At 57.5% G+C, this 17,120-nt stretch carries 18 protein-coding genes; 9 read left to right on the plus strand and 9 right to left on the minus strand.

Annotated elements, in window-relative coordinates; genetic code table 11:
* Positions 1-51: 51 nt before the first annotated feature.
* From WFP78_RS07595 to WFP78_RS07620, 6 genes are all read right to left on the minus strand, one after another.
* Positions 52-579, minus strand: a complete 528-nt coding sequence (locus WFP78_RS07595; RefSeq protein ID WP_275489371.1) for a GNAT family N-acetyltransferase — start codon at positions 577-579, stop codon at positions 52-54.
* The gene (locus WFP78_RS07600; protein WP_004211665.1) at positions 576-854 is read right to left on the minus strand and encodes a type II toxin-antitoxin system TacA family antitoxin; all 279 of its coding nucleotides are present in this window, start codon (positions 852-854) and stop codon (positions 576-578) included. The genes WFP78_RS07595 and WFP78_RS07600 overlap by 4 nt, the downstream gene beginning before the upstream one ends.
* Before the next feature lie 161 nt (positions 855-1,015).
* The gene (locus WFP78_RS07605; protein ID WP_275489370.1) at positions 1,016-1,669 is read right to left on the minus strand and encodes a DUF2971 domain-containing protein; all 654 of its coding nucleotides are present in this window, start codon (positions 1,667-1,669) and stop codon (positions 1,016-1,018) included.
* A gap of 3 nt (positions 1,670-1,672) precedes the next feature.
* Positions 1,673-2,251, minus strand: a complete 579-nt coding sequence (locus tag WFP78_RS07610; RefSeq protein ID WP_336960306.1) for a hypothetical protein — start codon at positions 2,249-2,251, stop codon at positions 1,673-1,675.
* 64 nt (positions 2,252-2,315) lie between these two features.
* Positions 2,316-3,725, minus strand: a complete 1,410-nt coding sequence (locus WFP78_RS07615; RefSeq protein WP_168844293.1) for a hypothetical protein — start codon at positions 3,723-3,725, stop codon at positions 2,316-2,318.
* An 18-nt stretch (positions 3,726-3,743) separates the two neighbouring features.
* The gene (locus WFP78_RS07620; protein ID WP_168844298.1) at positions 3,744-4,793 is read right to left on the minus strand and encodes a class I SAM-dependent methyltransferase; all 1,050 of its coding nucleotides are present in this window, start codon (positions 4,791-4,793) and stop codon (positions 3,744-3,746) included.
* Between the two features lie 376 nt (positions 4,794-5,169).
* On the opposite strand from WFP78_RS07620, the gene WFP78_RS07625 reads away from it, so the two are divergent.
* Together WFP78_RS07625 and WFP78_RS07630 are read left to right on the plus strand one after the other, a co-directional pair.
* Complete coding sequence (locus WFP78_RS07625) at positions 5,170-5,853, plus strand: hypothetical protein (protein WP_336960310.1); 684 nt, start codon at positions 5,170-5,172, stop codon at positions 5,851-5,853.
* Complete coding sequence (locus tag WFP78_RS07630) at positions 5,846-6,580, plus strand: RES family NAD+ phosphorylase (RefSeq protein WP_336960312.1); 735 nt, start codon at positions 5,846-5,848, stop codon at positions 6,578-6,580. The genes WFP78_RS07625 and WFP78_RS07630 overlap by 8 nt, the downstream gene beginning before the upstream one ends.
* A gap of 156 nt (positions 6,581-6,736) precedes the next feature.
* Here the strand turns inward: WFP78_RS07630 and WFP78_RS07635 are convergent, their stop codons facing one another.
* Entirely contained in the window at positions 6,737-7,480 is a 744-nt protein-coding gene (locus tag WFP78_RS07635; RefSeq protein ID WP_336960314.1) for a LuxR family transcriptional regulator, read from the minus strand.
* A 516-nt stretch (positions 7,481-7,996) separates the two neighbouring features.
* Here WFP78_RS07635 and WFP78_RS07640 point away from each other — a divergent pair.
* From WFP78_RS07640 to WFP78_RS07665, 6 genes are all read left to right on the plus strand, one after another.
* Positions 7,997-9,001, plus strand: a complete 1,005-nt coding sequence (locus WFP78_RS07640; protein ID WP_336960315.1) for a KpsF/GutQ family sugar-phosphate isomerase — start codon at positions 7,997-7,999, stop codon at positions 8,999-9,001.
* 1 nt (position 9,002) lies between these two features.
* Positions 9,003-9,791, plus strand: a complete 789-nt coding sequence (locus WFP78_RS07645; RefSeq protein ID WP_080604517.1) for a 3-deoxy-manno-octulosonate cytidylyltransferase — start codon at positions 9,003-9,005, stop codon at positions 9,789-9,791.
* Between the two features lie 22 nt (positions 9,792-9,813).
* Positions 9,814-10,668, plus strand: a complete 855-nt coding sequence (kdsA, locus tag WFP78_RS07650; protein WP_275489367.1) for a 3-deoxy-8-phosphooctulonate synthase — start codon at positions 9,814-9,816, stop codon at positions 10,666-10,668.
* Between the two features lie 75 nt (positions 10,669-10,743).
* Entirely contained in the window at positions 10,744-11,817 is a 1,074-nt protein-coding gene (locus WFP78_RS07655) for a mannose-1-phosphate guanylyltransferase/mannose-6-phosphate isomerase (RefSeq protein WP_275489366.1), read from the plus strand.
* Positions 11,818-11,849: 32 nt separating this feature from the next.
* Positions 11,850-12,689 carry a class I mannose-6-phosphate isomerase gene (locus WFP78_RS07660; RefSeq protein WP_275489365.1) on the plus strand — a complete coding sequence of 280 codons (840 nt, stop codon included), beginning with the start codon at positions 11,850-11,852 and terminating at the stop codon, positions 12,687-12,689.
* A 163-nt stretch (positions 12,690-12,852) separates the two neighbouring features.
* Complete coding sequence (locus tag WFP78_RS07665) at positions 12,853-13,272, plus strand: hypothetical protein (RefSeq protein WP_275489364.1); 420 nt, start codon at positions 12,853-12,855, stop codon at positions 13,270-13,272.
* A gap of 240 nt (positions 13,273-13,512) precedes the next feature.
* On the opposite strand, the gene WFP78_RS07670 is transcribed toward WFP78_RS07665, so the two are convergent.
* Positions 13,513-15,045 carry an MFS transporter gene (locus WFP78_RS07670; RefSeq protein WP_275489363.1) on the minus strand — a complete coding sequence of 511 codons (1,533 nt, stop codon included), beginning with the start codon at positions 15,043-15,045 and terminating at the stop codon, positions 13,513-13,515.
* Positions 15,046-15,215: 170 nt separating this feature from the next.
* Between WFP78_RS07670 and WFP78_RS07675 the strand changes: the two genes are divergently transcribed.
* The gene (locus WFP78_RS07675; RefSeq protein ID WP_275489362.1) at positions 15,216-16,109 is read left to right on the plus strand and encodes a LysR family transcriptional regulator; all 894 of its coding nucleotides are present in this window, start codon (positions 15,216-15,218) and stop codon (positions 16,107-16,109) included.
* A gap of 134 nt (positions 16,110-16,243) precedes the next feature.
* Here WFP78_RS07675 and WFP78_RS07680 read toward each other — a convergent pair.
* The coding region (locus WFP78_RS07680; RefSeq protein ID WP_336960322.1) for an EAL domain-containing protein at positions 16,244-17,120 on the minus strand (877 nt) is incomplete at its 5' end.

The following is a 17,120-nucleotide window of genomic DNA, read 5'->3' on the forward strand; positions in this document are numbered from 1 at the left end:
CATCGAGATGAGCGACGTTCTCGTGTGCATTTCGCAATGCAGCCTCTATAACTATAATTGGCCTGCGTTTCTCAATTCGCTTTCCAGCGTCGTAAATGGCAAGACGAGCGTCAGTGGTTTTTCTTGCAGAGGGACCGCACCGTAACTTGCATACCAGGCAGCGGCACGCTCACTCTTTGCATCGATGATGAGCATGACCCCACCGACTTCAGCGGCGACGTGAATGCACCTACGGCCGATCGCTCCCAGGAGTTGCCCGCCGAGCCCCTGTCCCTGTTGGCGAATGTCCGTCGCAAGCCGTGCGAGCCGAAAGCCGGGCACTTCATGCCTTGCGAGGCCACGCTTAACCAACTCAGGTGTATCGGCATAGTTCATGCTGCCGGGCGCGATGCTGTAGAATCCAAGAACCGTTCTGTTGTCTGAGTCATCGATCGCCAGGAAGGTCTTGGCTCCTCCGGCCTCGTGGCTTTGCCGCGCATAGCGTTGCAGGAAGGTCTTCAGTTCCTCATCGCCGCAATCGAACGAGGCTCGGTCATGGGCTTTCGAGATCGCTTCCTCATGCCACGAAGGAAGCATCATGCTCGCTTTGGCATCGCGGCGATGGCCGCGCGTAATTTCGCATTCGCCGGAGGTGGGTTGTCGAGCAGATCAAGCACGAGGAGGCTGTCTCTCTCGCTTAGCTTCGTCCGCTCCGCCTCTTCGATCACGCTTTCGGCCACACGAAGAGCCGATCGCGTAACAAAGGTCGTCAAATCAGTATGATTGAGCGCAGCAGCCCGGGCGAGCAAAGCCTTTTGCTCCGGTCGGATCCGCAGGCTCATGCGTTTGTTGTCTTCCACCACAGCCCGGGGCATCGCCACCTCCATTTGTACAATTTCAATTAGTACGCGAAATGATGCTGTTGGTCAAGATATGTACACCTTGAAGGAGTACGTTGCGCCCCCTTTCAAAATGCGGAGGAACCTCACTGGCATCACCATGCGTTCGCCGCGTGCGGGCGCATGGTCGACTCCGTTCAGGACCAATAATCGTTCTTCTGCTGCGTCACCACTCGGAAGGATCTGAAGGCAAGCCGCGCCTTGCGTTGCCGTACTTCTCCAGCAAGATCGCCCAGCGCGCGCGCCAACTCAACTCGCGTTACTGTGCAGGCTGCGCCCACAATCACCTCGCGCAACGCAAGCTTGGGAGAAAATTCAGCAAAATATTTTCCGCTCTCCCGGTCCATATCCTCAAGCCCAACGAAAGCGCGGACCTCGTCCTCATATTTCCAATGCGAAAACTTGATGCAGGACAACTCCAGAATGAAAGCTAGCCCTTTTTCCTCATCGCCCAGGATCGCCGGGTCGAAGGGTACGCGCTTCGCTTGATACCGAACCGGCTTGACGATATCGTCGGCTACATCGAAGCCAAGGCAAAGCCCGGAATGCTTCCCCGCATAATGCGACCATTGAACCGGATTATGCCACTTGCGGCTGAAGCATAGCAGACCTGCCCGCTCCGCCATCTGGGCCTTAGTGTGACGAAAGGCGGCACGCTCATCCGCGGTCCCGGGTGCCACAGCCAATAGCTCGAACGGATCGTTGAGTTGATCGAACGTCGCGATCTTCAAGCGCCGGCGCTCGATGTTGGAGATGCCGTGTTCGGCAGGCACAAAGTGATAGAGGCGCATGATCTACGAATGTTTCCCAGGCAGCGTGGCCTGATCGCCCCTTCCTTCCCTCGAGAAGGGCCGTGGGCGCCAGGATCGAGGCAGGGTCGCCATGTCTCGACGTGCAAAATGCCTCAACCTTGCAGCGGTATCGCGAACGGCGATACGTCCATCATCAACGCCTTCAAAATAGCTATCGTGCCGAATCGATAGCTGCTTTTCGAGGCTCGTGATCTGGTGGCTCACCTCATCGGGCAGAATCCAGCTCTCGCTGGCGATCAGGATGAAAAGCTGGTCCCTCGTCGAGCGGAACTCGTGATTGTCCGCTTCTTCCTCCGCCTCGTCACGCTCCCGGCCCCTGACTTCTGCATTGTAAGAACGTTCATAGGATCGGCGCATCTTTTCCAGCGCTTCGAATATCGCGGAATAGGCACGGGCTTTCAGTTCCCACGCCCGTTCGCGATAGGTCTTTCGTTCGGTCAGGACGACGCCCAGCCAGATCCCGACTAACGGGCCGATTAGTGTAGTAATCAGCGGCAAATATGGCATCGAACCCTGACCTAACTTCGTCGCTGGTCTGGCCAGTCGTGCATAGCCAGACATCAGCATCTAACCTTCACCTCCGGACCGGCGGCATCAGATACACAGGCATGCCGAACACTAACGACTAGTGACAGCAGGTGTTTGTGTTCCATAGAAGTGCTCCGCGCGCCCTATTGGAGAGGATCACGACGTTTCCATCGTTCTTCACGTAGAGAGCCGCATTCGGAAAACCGGGCGATGCGCTCGACCAATATGGAACATTGACGTTGTTGTAGAGAACGAGATTGCCATCCGTCTGAAAAGCCAGCCGCCCCATGACGCTCGCGCCGGCCGTGTTCGATGCCCACAGCGGCGTGGCATTCATGTATTGGACCACGTTGAAGTCTGATTGCGCTCTGAATGTGAACCGCCCATCCGGTGACATAATGGTCTGATTGGAAAGCAGCGTCGTCCCCGGTGCGGCGTAGGTCGCCAGACTCTCATTGAGCTGATGGAAGTTGATATCAACGACACCATTGGTCTGCGCCATGACGGTATCGAGCATGATCTGCGGCGTGTTCAACGCAACGTAGTTGGTCTGGTCGCGGCAATCGACCCTGACCCAATCCTGATTGCCCCACCTATCAAGGCCGGGATGGCCTGTGGAAGAGACGTTCATGACCTTGCAACGGGACTGCAAGGGGTAGTTTGTCGATTCAGGATGGCAGATCGGAGCCGTAGTCCCGCGCTCCTGATAGCAACGACTGCGAGGAATCCACGCCTCCCAACGGGTGTAGCCATACTCTTTGGTGAAGTAGTAGCGCTCCAGCGCGTTGTTCTGCTGTGACAGATTTTCGGCCGCAAAGTGATCGGACCGAATCGCAGTGAGCAGCTTTCCCGTCTCAAATTGATATTGAGCAGGTGCATTCCAATAGGTTCGTCCTATTGAGCTTCCACTCACACAACCAGGGCGATTGGGCGTAAGTTGAATATGGTATGTGGCATGGGTAGCCGAATTTGTTTGCGGCCATGAACTCGGTGCCGAAGGAAGGGGGAACAATCTCCAACCGCCCGCACGGGCGCCCGGCGTGGAGTAGCTCGCTGATCTTGACCAAATCTGATCGTAGCAACCGCCATCCGATGTGCGGATGAAGGACGCGCTGGTAGTGAATGTCACGTCAATCAAGTCGTAACCGTCACGGGCTTCGGAAAAGCTGAATTGGAAGTTCGAGTTAAACCCTCCCTGAAGGTTCTTCGAAACCATGATTCGGGTGTAGCCATCGGTTCCCAGAACAGGGAATGAGTTTGTGGCGGAATACGTTGCCCCCGTAACGCTATCGAAGTCTGTAACAATATAGGGCGAGTTTTCGTAAAGGCCGATGTTGCGCCGGTTCGGGCATGTCGCAGGATCGCCCGCGACAACTGCGCCAGACGAATTCAAGCAAACATCCTGCGTTAGATAGTCGTATAGCTCGGGGTGTGCTTGAGCATGAGCGGGCGAAAAATTTAGTATTGAAAGAAATACGGCCGCTAGCGGAATAAAGTAGCTTCTCATTGAGACCTCCTATTCCCATTAATCGGTTAAATTTCTATTCGCCGACTTTCTGATAATTATCCCAAATGAAGTGCTTATAAATCCATCTATTGCGATCTTTAAATGGATGGGATTGCCTAATTTCTTGGCATGATCGGTTTTAGGATCATAGTGCCACGGCGGTAGATCAATAAACTGATCCATCGGGTGTTCGCCAAAGTCGAAATTTAGTGGCGCAACTTCGTGGCCCTTTTCCGCCATATGTCTGGCGAATTTCTCGATATGTTTTTTTTGATAAAGCACTGTCAGCCAGTTATCTATTGTCGGCCCATCATTCTCGACGTTCATTTCGAGCGTATGGATAGCCAATCCACCCGGCGATAAAGTATCGAGCGAATTTTCAATGAAGCGCAACCCGGCATCTATAGACCCAAGATGCTCAAGTGCACAAATCGACCAGCAAAAATCATAACCTCGAAGATCGCCTGGAATATTATTCATATCCACTGTTCGAATGGAGACAAACTGTTCGAACGTCTCCTTGTCGATCAGGTGCGATTGAAACGGGATTGGCGAAGAACCGAGATGTTGGTTGCTGCTGGCCCAACCGGCAGCCTCCGCGCTGGCGGCTGCCTCATCGCTCGCTGTGACCTGAACACCCTGTGCGGCCAGATAGCTAGGTATCGGTTCCGCGCCGCAGCCAAAGCCGAGTCCGCGCTTCCCGCTCGTCATGTGGCCGTTCTCATAGATCGCTTGAAGAACATACGTCAGTTCCCAGAGCTTCCGGTGATAGACGATGGCCGTTTTGAGTTGTGCCGCCCAATGGGCAACCCACTGGCTTTCAATGTCGCTTTGCGTCGATGCTTTCGAATCAAGGCCAACGAAGTGAGCTTGCGTTTCGGCGTTAACGGGCAATGCCGCAGCCATTTTCCGGCCTAGATCATAGCCGAACGCCTTCATATTCAGTTCGAGTATGCGGACGTTCTTCACAATATCGTTGAGCGCATTGAGATTCGGCTGAGCATCGTCTGTCACCAGATCAAGCAACCGCTTTAGAATGCGGTTCTTCAGTCTAGATCCCAGCGACACTTCGGAATTCCCTCCATCCAACGGAAGGAACGCACGCGCCCCCCTCTATCATAGGGACACGCGAAAAACGAAAATTGGCAAGCTCCAGGCGCATAAAACCACCAAGCCTACATTGTCCCATGCGATCCGTTGGGAGCCGCTTTCGTTGCGTCCAGCAAGACAGTCCGGAAAGCTCTCAGTCCAGGCTATATTTTCAGAGACATGACATTGCCCAAGTTTCGCTGTTGCGCCTCGACCTCGGTCATGGCCGCTTCGGCCACCAGTGCGATTCCGATCGACATCCTCTGCCCCAACAACTGACAAGGCGGGTAGTCGATATTGATTATTTAGGATATTGTGCTATATCAATATCCAACATATCCGATTGGATCGATTCATGGCAACGATTTATCCCGACGAGCCAGGCGCCGTAGCGTTCGAGACTCTATCCGGCACGGCCGCCGAGGTTCGCAAGAAGCTTCGGTCGGCCGATGACGATCAAGTCGTCGCGCTGGCGCTGGAGCATGGGACTCCGAAGCTTCGGCAGGCGCTCGCTCAGGCCGTAACTCTTATCACCCCGCTCATTCTCGCGCGTCTTGCCCGCCGTGATCAGGAAACGCTCGACAAACTCGTCGACGCGCTCGTCCCGCAGGTGCCGCCTCCGCAGCATCTTGTCGCAGAGGCCCGAATGAACGCCGAGGCACGGACAGAGGTGCTCATGTCGGCCGAGTGGCTAACCGCCGCGCAGCTCTCCGAACTCGCGGGGTTTAGTGGCCAGAACGCCAGCGCCCAGCCCAACAAGTGGAAACGCGATGGCAAGATTTTCGCCGTCCGCCAGAAGGGAAATGACTATTATCCCGGATATGCGCTTGACGCCGACGCCAGATACCGTCCGCTGAAGGGCCTCGCCCCCATTCTCAAGCGTTTCGGAAGCGATCTCGAGGACTGGGACATCGCTATCTGGTTCGCTTCGGTGAACAGCTTCCTGGGCGGCGTCCGGCCAATGGATATGCTTAAGAGTGATCCCGATCGCGTGCTGGCAGCCGCTCAAGACGAGATCGACGGCGTCCTGCATGGCTAGGAAAAAGGGCACCATCACCCCGACGCCTAGCCCTGCCCCGCTCGCTCCAACGCCGGTTGTTCCAACCGCGGCAAGCACGGGCATCATCATCCCGACGCCTCCTACCGATCTCGCCAAGCTCATCTACACGACCACCTGGCCAAAGACGCGGCTGATCCACCGCATTCATCAGGACCGTTTTCGGGGAGAGGAGTTCAATCCGGGTCCGGATGGTAATGCGCGCTTCAGCCCCATCTGCGATGCCAAGGGCAATTCGATCCCGACCATCTATGGCGGCGAAACCTTCGACTGCGCAGGGATGGAATCAGTCTTTCATGACGTACCCTTCGCGCCCGGGCTCAAGTCTCTCTCGAAGCGCAAGCTCAGAGGGCACCATTATTCCCAAGTGCTCGCAACGACCGATCTGCTGCTCGTCGATCTCAGCAGCACGGCTTTGCGAAATCTCGGGATCAAGCGCGGTGAGCTGATTGAAACCGAAAAAGACGTCTATCCTCAAACCCGCAAATGGGCAGAGGCGATCCACGCGCAATGCCCTGATGTGCAGGGTCTGTGCTGGGTATCGCGCCAGGACGATCGATCGCTGGCCATCATGCTGTTCGGTGACCAGACCGGGGCGGCCCCGCTATCTACACACGCATCGGCGGTGGATATCGTCAACGACCCAGCGACCTACGCAGACATCATCAAGCTGGCGGAGCGCATTGGCGTCAGCATCACTGGCAAATAGATCGTTCAGCGATGAGGCTGCCGTCAGCGTCGCCCCCTCCCCCTCCTCGCGCTACGCTTCCTCAACCAAACCCCTCCGCGAAGAGGCAATGCAATCGCTCTATGGCGGTCGAGCGGCATCTCGCGATTGTCGAACCTGCTAATCGTCGCCGCAAGTTTATTCGCTGTCGTTCACTTCTTTTAATATCTGCCCATCCATTAAAGCTCGGGCGACGAGAGCCGAACGTTTATAAACGCCGTAACGCTGCATAGCGACCGATATGAAATATTTGACCGTGGCTCCACCAAGACCAAGGATCTTGCCGATTTCCCAATCGGTCTTGCCGAGCGCGACGAGTGTCGTGCATTCAGCCTCCCGGCGGGTGAGCTTGGGGCCAGCATTCCGCCGTGCGGGCTGATACAGGCGCAGGGCCATGTTGAACCCGAAAGAAGCGATGACATGAAGTGCAGCCAGGAGGTCGGGTGTTGCCTCAACGACCCGGGAGGCTGCGAAGGTACAGGACGCGCGCGGTTCTCCCGGAACATGCAGAGGCACCGTCACGCCATGCGAAAGACCATGGACCCGCGCCGCTCCGAAGAGCGCCAGTTGCGGTTCGCGTAGGGAAACGATCGCTGGTATTTCATCCCACGAAAAAGGTCGATCAAGCAGCTCGCTGACTTCGTAGACGGGATCGAACACATAGTGATGATTCTCGATGTAGGAGTTTATGAATTCGGCAGGGTAGTTCGTCACCACCAAGGCACGTTCGGCGAGGCGCGGCAGATTCCCGTGCTGAACCAGCGCCACATGATCGAAGCCCATTTGCTTCGCACCGCGAGCCAGGCTTTCGCAAAGTGAATCGAATGAAGTCGCCTTGAGAATCTGTGAGAGAATGTCGCGCAGGTGAGGTCCAATAAACACAGGATTCCTCCTTGCTGGAACGGGACTCCTCAATCCGGCCGCGCGCGTGAATCCAAAGCCGGGGTCGCTCGTCCATGGCCAATGCCATGGTATGCGGCCCAGGCGGTCGCGAACCACACTGACACACAGGCGTCCTTGCCTTTACGCACGGAACGGGAGTCACATTTCTGCAAACAAATGATGCAACCATACCTCGTTAGACACTTTGAGCCGGTCATTCTGGCAATGGCCGTAGAAACTTTTTGCTGCCAATTGAGTCCGTTCTCGCGGAATTCTCGTGCCCACGCCCGGCAATCGCAGCAATATCGGCCTATTTTCCTTCAGGAACGGCCTCGCGAGATGATTGCAGGCCACTGGTCTCACCAGGGGAATGAAGCCGCCTCGTCGTGAATTGCGAAATGTCGCTGAAGGCACTTTCGAAGACGGCGGCCGTCCAAAACTGCGGAAAGCCGTAATTGTTGGCTTGCAGCCCCCCGGATAGGCGTGAACGGCAAAGTTGCCGAAGGAACAGCATCCATGTCTGATTGCACGTCGTTCCCCAGCCTAGCCTACTCTTCAGGCCCGGAACGGCTCGTGGCGCTGGGCCGAAACGTCATCGCAACGGAGGCGGAAGCGCTCTGGGCCTTGGGAAACGAGCTCGACCAGTCCTTCGGCCACGCCATCGCGACACTTCAGCAGACCAAGGGACGTATCTGTGTCTGCGGGCTTGGTAAATCCGGCCATATCGCGCGAAAGATCGCCGCGACGCTTTCCGCCACGGGCTCCCCAGCGATCTTCCTCCACGCAAGCGAGGCGGTGCATGGCGACCTGGGCGCATTGCACGAAGCCGATACGCTTCTGATCCTTTCCAATTCCGGCAGCACTCGCGAATTGGGTACGATCCTCTTGCGCGCGGATCATATGAATATTCCGATTGTTGCGATTACGTCGGCCCGCGGTTCGCGCCTTGCCGAAGCGGCCGAGACTTGCCTGTTTCTCCCCAATAAGGCGGAGGCTTGTCCTCACCAGAGCTCTCCGACGACATCCACAACGATGATGCTCGCTCTGGGTGATGCACTCGCGATTACTCTGATGCGGTTGAAGGGCGTTACAGCCGCAACGTTGCATAGCTTTCATCCCGGAGGCCGGCTTGGTCTCGACCTTGTGACGGTAGAAAGCTTTATGCATCGGGGAGAGCAATTGCCCATCGTGGCAACCGACGTTTGCATGCAGACCGTCGTCGCCACAATGAACGAAGGTGGTTTTGGCGTCGCCGCAGTTGTCGATGAACAAGGACATCTTGAGGGCGTCATTACCGACGGAGATCTCAGGCGGCATGCTCATTCGCTCCGAGGAGCAGTCGCACGCGATGTCATGACACGTAATCCCCATGTGCTTTTCGGAGGCATGCTAGCGCGAGACGCGCTGGAGATGCTCTCAGACGCCCGCATCACGTCACTGTTAGTGATGGATGCCGAGGATGAGCGGCGGATTATCGGTCTCGTTCACATCCATGATCTGCTCCGTCTCGAGATCGGTTGATATGCGCGTTACCATCGTCATCCCTGCCCGCTATGAATCCTCGCGGTTTCCGGGAAAGCCGTTTGCGCAGCTTAAGGGAGCCTCTGGGACTGAACGATCGCTGTTGGAGCGCACTGTCAATGCTGCCTTGGCCGTCTGCCCTACAATTGAGGTCGTTGTAGCAACCGACGACTCCCGGATTGCGGACGCTGCCCGCTCAGCTGGAGCCCGTTCAACCATCACGTCCTCTCTGTGTTTGAATGGCACTGAGCGCTGCGCTGCAGCGATTGAGGATGGTGCCGTTGACGCCGACGTCATCGTCAACCTGCAGGGAGATGCGCCCCTCACTCCACCTAGCGCCATCGCTGCCCTCATTTCAGAAATGAGCACTGACCCCACTGTCATGGTCGCCACCGCCATGACGCGATGTGGCTCTGACACGGTGACCCGGCTGCGCGCAGACGAAGCAGCAGGCCGCATTGGCGGCACGACCGTCGTCACGGATGGGGCTGGAGATGCGCTATACTTCTCCAAGCGGCTGCTGCCTTATGGCGGCGGTAGCGTTGAATGTCCGATTTTTCTCCACCTTGGCCTGTATGCCTATCGCCGCCGTGCGCTCTTACACTATGCAGCCCTGCCCCCCGCTCCGCTCGAAGCAGCCGAGGGACTGGAGCAACTTCGTTTTCTGGATGAACGCATCCCGATGCGAATGGTAGAGATCAGCGAGCCAGCTGGTGGTCTCTGGGAGGTCAACAACCCCGGCGACATTTACATCGTCGAGCAGGCTCTCGCATTGCGTGGTATCGCGTGATGGGGTTGGACAAATGTCGTCCATGATGTTTCGCGACAGGCAGATTGGGCAGGAAAGCCCCCTCTTCCTGATCGCCGGCCCTTGTGTGCTGGAGTCCCTGGAATTGTCGTTGCGTGTCGCGGAGCGGTTATCGCAGATCGCTCTCCGGCATGATATCCTGATCATCTTCAAGGGCTCGTTCGACAAGGCAAATCGGACTTCACTGACATCCTATCGAGGTCCAGGACTTGATGACGGCCTCGAAATTCTCCGCTTGGTCGCCGAGAAGACGGGATTGCCCGTTCTGACGGATGTTCACGATCCCGCTCAGGTCAAGTCAGTGGCTGAGGTCGTCGATATACTGCAGACGCCCGCGCTACTTGCGCGCCAGAGCGACCTGATCGACGCGGTTGCGCGCTCAGGCCGGGTCGTCAATCTCAAAAAAGGGCAGTTCATGGCCCCCGGAGATATGGCGCACGTGCTCGATAAAGCGCGATCTGCGGCCGTTGCAGCCGGCCAGGATCCGAACTCATTTCTCCTCTGCGAACGTGGCGCCAGCTTCGGCTACAACAATCTGGTCACCGATCTGCGGAGCCTTTCCGTCATGGGTGAAACGGGCGCACCAGTCGTGTTCGACGCCAGTCATAGCGTGCAAGCACCCGGGAGCCTTGGGAACCGATCGGGCGGTGAGCGCCGATATGTGCCGCTGCTGTGTCGGGGGGCGGTGGCGGCAGGCGTCGCGGGCCTATTCATTGAGACGCATCCCGATCCGACCAAGGCGCTGTCAGACGGCCCGAACTCCTGGCCACTCGATCTTCTCGATCCGTTGGTAGAGCAGCTCGTGGGTCTCGACCGTTTCGTCAAAGGCAGCCTTGCGGCCTATCCGTCAGCACATTGACAGAAAGAGAAGGTACGAGGTGCAGAAGGATTGGGTCGAACGCGATCAGCAGCCGCCGAGCGACACGCCAGGCGCATGAACGACATCGTTCCTGTTATCCTCTCGGGCGGCTCCGGGACGCGCCTCTGGCCCTTGTCGACACACCATAGTCCAAAACAGTTCATTCCTCTGCTGGGAAGCCAGAGCCTGCTGCAGCAGACCATCCTTCGCGCACGGCAAACAGGTATCGCGAAGGCGCCAATCCTGGTGACGAATATCGCCCACGTCGCTCAGCTTGAATGCCAACTGAAGGAAGTAGCTTGTGTGCCTTTCCGGCTCATACTGGAGCCCGAAGGACGCAACACGGCTCCGGCTATCGCCATGGCCTCCCTTGAGGCGCCGACCCCGAAAAGTTTACTCCTTGTCTTGCCGAGTGACCATATCATCAAAGATGTCGCTGCTTTTGGGGCAGCGATACAGCAAGCCGTGCCGCTGGCCGAGCAAGGGTGGATGGTCACATTCGGTATTCAGCCAGACTATCCCGAGACGGGATATGGCTACATCCGCAGCGGAGTAGAGATTTCGCACGGCGTGCATGATGTCGAGGCATTCGTCGAGAAACCGGGTGCGACCAGTGCTGCGGCGATGATCGCCGACGGCGGGCATTTCTGGAATGCCGGGATTTTCCTCTTTCGGGCTGACATCATGGTCGAAGCGATAAGAGCGCACGCTCCAGATGTTCTGGCGGCGGCTGAACAGGCTCTCGCATTGGCGCACCGCAGCAATTTCACTGTAGCACCTGATCCGGCCGCCTTTGGAGACGCACCTGCGACCTCGATCGATTATGCGGTGATGGAGAAAGCAACCAAGGTCGCGGTTGTTCCAGTTAGCATTGGTTGGTCGGACCTCGGTAGCTGGGACATGCTTCACGCTGTCGGTGAGCGCGATGCCGCTGAGAATATGGTCGACGGCAATGTAACGGTGATGGAAGGTCGCAATTGCCTGTTGAAGACTACAGGCCCTCTTATCGCAACGATTGGGGTGTCCGACCTAATCGTCGTCGTTACCCCAGATGCAGTGCTTATCGCCCCACGTGGCCGATCGCAGGATGTTCGCCGGCTAGCCGAAAAGGTTGGAAATCCTTCGGCGCCTGTGGAGTCCAACCGGTAGGTCGACGACATCGCAAAATTGGAGCCCTTTCGATGTTGCAGCCGAAGTTCCATGATCGCGGCGGAGCCGGAGGAGACGTCCGGTTCAGGCTCGGCTATGCCGAACTGCTCACGCCCCACTATGTTTCAAAACCTTGGGGTCGGAGACCTCTCTCGGATGACCCATCGGGTGGGCAACTGATCGGAGAAATAGTCTATCAGGTGCCTGATGTCGGGCTGACGATCAAATGGCTGCAAACGAGCAAGCCCTTATCCGTGCAAGTACATCCGCAAGGCGCAGGACGGAAAGATGAATGGTGGTACGTCGTTGATGCCCAAGCTGAAGCTTACATCGATTTTGGGCTAAAGGAACAATTAGCGCGGGCGAAAATCGCCGAGGCAGCTCGAAACGGCAGCCTACCCTCATTGCTCAATCGTATCACTCCGATCGTGGGTTGTTCCTATTTTATTAGGGCCGGTACAATTCACGCCCTCGGGCCTGGGCTGACCGTGCTGGAAGTACAGGAAATGAGCGACGTCACCTATCGCCTGTTCGATTATGGACGGGATCGTGCGCTTCATCTCGCAGAGGCTCTCTTCGAGGCGAGGACGGATACCGGATCGGTTGAGGACATGCCCGATGATCTTGCTTCGTTTGCGATTACTCGCGTCAATATGGAGGTCGATAGCCATGTCACGGTCGCCTCTGATCGGGCATGTCTGGCGATCCTGTCTGGCGAAGGGATTATAGACAATCAAGCGTTTGCCGCGAACCAATGCTGGTTCGCGCATGGCCCCATGTCGCTGCATGCAAAAAAGCAGACGTGCATCATACTCGTCGAACCGCGAAACCCGCGTAAAGTTGATCTCAACCAGCAAAGATTAGTGCTGTAATGCCTTCCACATCTTGAGTGCATTTCGGTTCGTATATTCACATACCTCCCCTATCTGCAGACAATGCCCTCTGAATATTAATCAACCTTTATGAACAAGAGTCGCGTTTTATGATATTGGCAATGAATGATCTGGATGAATCTGATTGCTGAAGAGGTAGCAAATGGCCAACTACGTTACTCGCGCAAAGCACCGGGCAGCATTACGTGGTTGGTGGGGCTTTGTATGCGCGATTTTGATGGGCACCATCGGTATTTCCGCATGGATTTTTCTCACCCTTGAATTACTGAACTGGCACGATCAACTCTATCATCCCGAAAGATATAAAGTCTTCCCTCGTGGGCCAATGGAACTTTGGAGCTTTTTCCTGATACCCACTGCTGCGCCCTGCCTTATCATCGCTACAATAATGCTGAATTCAGTGATCTGGCTATTCCCACCCCTGCGCCGATTGTCCGAAGAGCCCGCCAAAACCGATCCAAGTCAGAGCTTCGGACCGGTACAGCGCAGTCTCGCCAAGGGCGCCTTTTGGTCAAGCTGGACAATCCCTCTGGCCGTCATGGCAGCCCGATTCGCCCATTGAGTGGCAATGCGCTGCTGGCACCCACGTTCCCGAATACACGCCTTGCTTCGCTCGAAACAACCTAACGTTGCGCCATCCGCGCGTCGCCTATGCGCGGGACTGCTCGTTGACGAATGCGAAGCCGCCGGCCTCGAGGAATTGCTGACCATGACCTGATAACCGGTTTACACTGACGACAATTTCAATGCCTGCGCCCTTCGTATCCCTAGCTCTTCCTTGCCACTGTTCAGCCTTCGTGACTCATGAATGGCCGCGCGACAAGGCTTCAACCCGACTTGCCTTCCTGCCTCCGAAAACAAGAAAGCTCAGCAGTGCAAAGATCCATGCGGAGATCGCGGCGTAGAGCGTGACCCACCCGATGCCCTGCGCCAGTGCGTCGCGGGCGGTGACGATGGGGGCGCCATTGCCCTCAGCGGCTGGCAGGTTCCCCGCCGAAATGGCGTCCGCCAAAGCCCGCAGCATGGTTTCGTCAGGCGGCTGCGGGAGGGCTTGGGCGAGATGGGCATATACGCCGCTCAAAAGGATCAGGCCCATGATCGCGATATTGACCGCCAGTGAGATGAACCGAGCGCTCATATCCATGCCCGCTGCCATGCCGGCCCGGGCGGGCGGCAAGGCGGCCGTTGCGGTGTTGGTGACGGGGGTGTTGGTCAGGCCGAGCCCGATCCCGGCGATGATGCAGCCGGGAAGCAGCGTCACCCAGGACGCATGCGCGCTCGCAGCCACGAGATGCAGCAGGATGAAGCCCGCGCCGATGATGAAGAGGCCCAGGGGAATGACCAGGCCGGGGCCTCCGCGCAGCAGCAGCCGCTCCGCAATCGGCGGGACCAGGATCGTCGGCACGGTGTAGGCGAGCACGGTCAGGCCCGCCGCGATGGCGTCGTAACCCAGCACGGCCTGGAGGTAGATCGGCAGATAGATCACGAACGGCCAGAAGCTGAAGTTCATGCCGCCGGCCCCGAGCAACGCGCCCGAGAACCGACGCACACGCAAGGCGGTGAAGTCGAAAATCGGCCGCGCAATACGGTTTTCAACAAGGACAAACAGGATGAAGCTGGCAAAGCTGGCCGCAAGGACCGCTAGCGCTGTGGGGCTAGTCAGGCCCAGTTCCTGTCCCTGGGTAATCAGGAAGACGATCCCGAACACCGCGATCGTCAGTGTGACCATGCCGGCGACGTCGATACGGGTCGTATGGGGATCGGACGATTCCTCGATCCCCCGGTACGCGCAGAAGACCGTGACCCCCGCGAGAACGACGTGGATCAGGAACACCCATTGCCAGCTCGCCAACTCGATGATGACGCCGCCGACGATCGGGCCGAAGCCAAGGCCGGTCCCGAAGACGATGCCCCACCAGCCGAATGCCCTGCCGCGCTCCGGCCCGTCGCGGAACTGGTGCGACAGTACCGCTGTCTGGCAGGCGAGCATCGCGGCGGCGCTTAGCCCTTGAAGAAAGCGCGCCGCGATCAGCAGCGGCGCATTGGCTGCCAGTCCGCAGATCAGGGATGAAGCGCCGAAGACGACGACCCCCGCGATAAAGATGCGCTTGCGGCCGAAGCGATCCCCCAGCGCGCCCATTGCCATCATCACCGCGCACATGGCTATGGTGTAGCCGTTCATGATCCATTGCAGTTGCCGGAAGTCGGCTGGGAGCACACGTTCAAGTGTCGGCAGGATCGAGGGGATGCTGGTGATCTCCAGCCCGAGCATGAGGGCGGAAAGACATATTGCGATCAGGGCAAAGGTGTGCGTCGAAAGATTGGTGGCAGTCATGTCCTGGCCTTGCTGTTGCTTGCACCGCAAAGCGGGTCATTGCCAATGCGATAGACGTTGCCCGGCTCACCCTGCGCGCAAAGATATGGTTCACTTGCAAAACTGCCGACGCTCTGTTCATTTAGCAATCTGATGACAGGGCGTTTCAGTGACAACAAATATGGATGAATATGATGGGCACGCTTGAGGTCGATTCCGTTCGGGCCTTCGTGATGATTGCGGATCTCCAGAGCTTCACCCGCGCCGCCGAGGCCCTGGGCACGACACAGGGAGCGATCAGCGTGAAGCTGAAGCGGCTGGAGGAGCGCCTTGGCAAGAAGCTGATCGAGCGGACGCCCAGGCAGGTTCGGCTGTCCGTCAAGGGCGAGACGTTCCTTCCGGCTGCACGGGAGCTTCTGGTAGCGCATGAACGTGCGCTCTCCTCGCTGGCCGGTGAAAGGCGCCGCTTCCGGCTGGGGATCGCCGCACATATCATGGGGCCGGAGTTTCCGAGCTTGCTGGCGAAACTCAAGTCGACCGACCCGTGCCTTGTGGTAGAGGTGCTGATCGACAATTCCCGCGCGTTGCTGGATGCCTATGAGGCGGGATCGCTCGACGCGGTGATCGTGCGTAGCGATGATGACCGGCGCGACGGCGAAGTGCTTGGCCCGGAGCATTTCGGATGGTTCGCTTCACCAGGTTACGAGCATCGTGCCGGCGATGCCTTGCGGATCGCCAGCCATCCGCCTTGCTGTAAGGTGCGGGAAGTCGCAACGCGGCTGCTGGATGGCGCCTCGATCCCGTGGACAGATGTCTTCGTCGGCGGCACCGCAGCGATCACGGCGGCGGTGATCGCCGGCCTTGCGGTTGCGGCTCATCCCTGCCGTCTGGCCACGCCCGACATGATTGAGGTCGGCGAGGCCCTTGGGCTGCCGCCGATTCCGTCGCTCTCCATCATGCTATATTCATCGCTAACCGATCCCAAAACGCGCGAGACACTGCGTGCGATCACCGCGGCGTTCAGTGAACATCGCCGGGGGAGCAACAAGCCGATTTGCCTCGTTGCCGCAAGTAAGGGCGACTAGAGGCTATTTAACATTACCCAGAATTTAAGAGCGGAAGGCACGGCGCCATGATCTGAAACGCTAACCTTAGTTATCAACATCACCCCTGCCTTTCGCGAAATCTCCCTGTGCGTGCTTAGCTCGATAGCGCGTCATCAGCCATTTTGCAGCATCTGAGCTGCTTCCGACACCACAGCCTCCTCGACTTCATCTCTTCGGATATGACGCAATAGAAGCTGGCGAGTGATCTCGCTGCGATCCAATGCGCCAAAGAAATGATGGCCCTGTCCGATCTCACAGCCCAAACCCCGCAAACTTGCTGCCTGCTCAAAGGTCTCAATACGCGCGGCAATGACCTTCATGCCCAATGTCTTGCCGACATCCACGACGGATCGAACAATGGCACGACAGGCCTCCGAGGATTCAACCCTCGATGTGATCGGGTGATCAATTTTGAGGGCATCGACGGGAAATGAAAGCAGGTGGGTCAGCGAGGCATAGTCAGAGCCAAAGTCGTCCAACGCCAACCGCACCCCCAATTCTCTCAACTTGACGGTCGCATCCGCCAGGATCTGATTGCGCTCGCCAAGCGATGCCCTTTCGCGGAGTTCGAGGATCACGTACTCAAGAGGAAGATTTTCTGCCGCGCACGCCGATTCAATGTCCCGAGCAAGCGCACTGCCAAGCAAATCTGCCGCAGAGATGTTGAGTCCAACGTGTTGGAACGGGATACCGAGATCAATCCAACGCCGAACATCGGCAGCAACGATCGACAGCATCCGGCGCGTGAGATCTGAAGCGATACGCGCATCTGTGAAAGCGTCATCAAACGATGCGGCTGGAATCACGTCGCCATCTACTGTCTTCAATCGGCAGAGCGCCTCCACCCCAACAATCTTGGCCGTGTCGAGACAAACCAGAGGTTGATAATATGCATCGATGCGATGCTCACGCAGATGCGCGGCGACTGACAGGATGCGAGCGTAGCGACAATCAAGATGAGAATCGGTTGTTGGGGTGTCGGTGAAGGGC

The organism is Sphingobium aquiterrae (genome assembly GCF_037154135.1).
Taxonomy (GTDB): Bacteria; Pseudomonadota; Alphaproteobacteria; order Sphingomonadales; family Sphingomonadaceae; genus Sphingobium; species Sphingobium aquiterrae.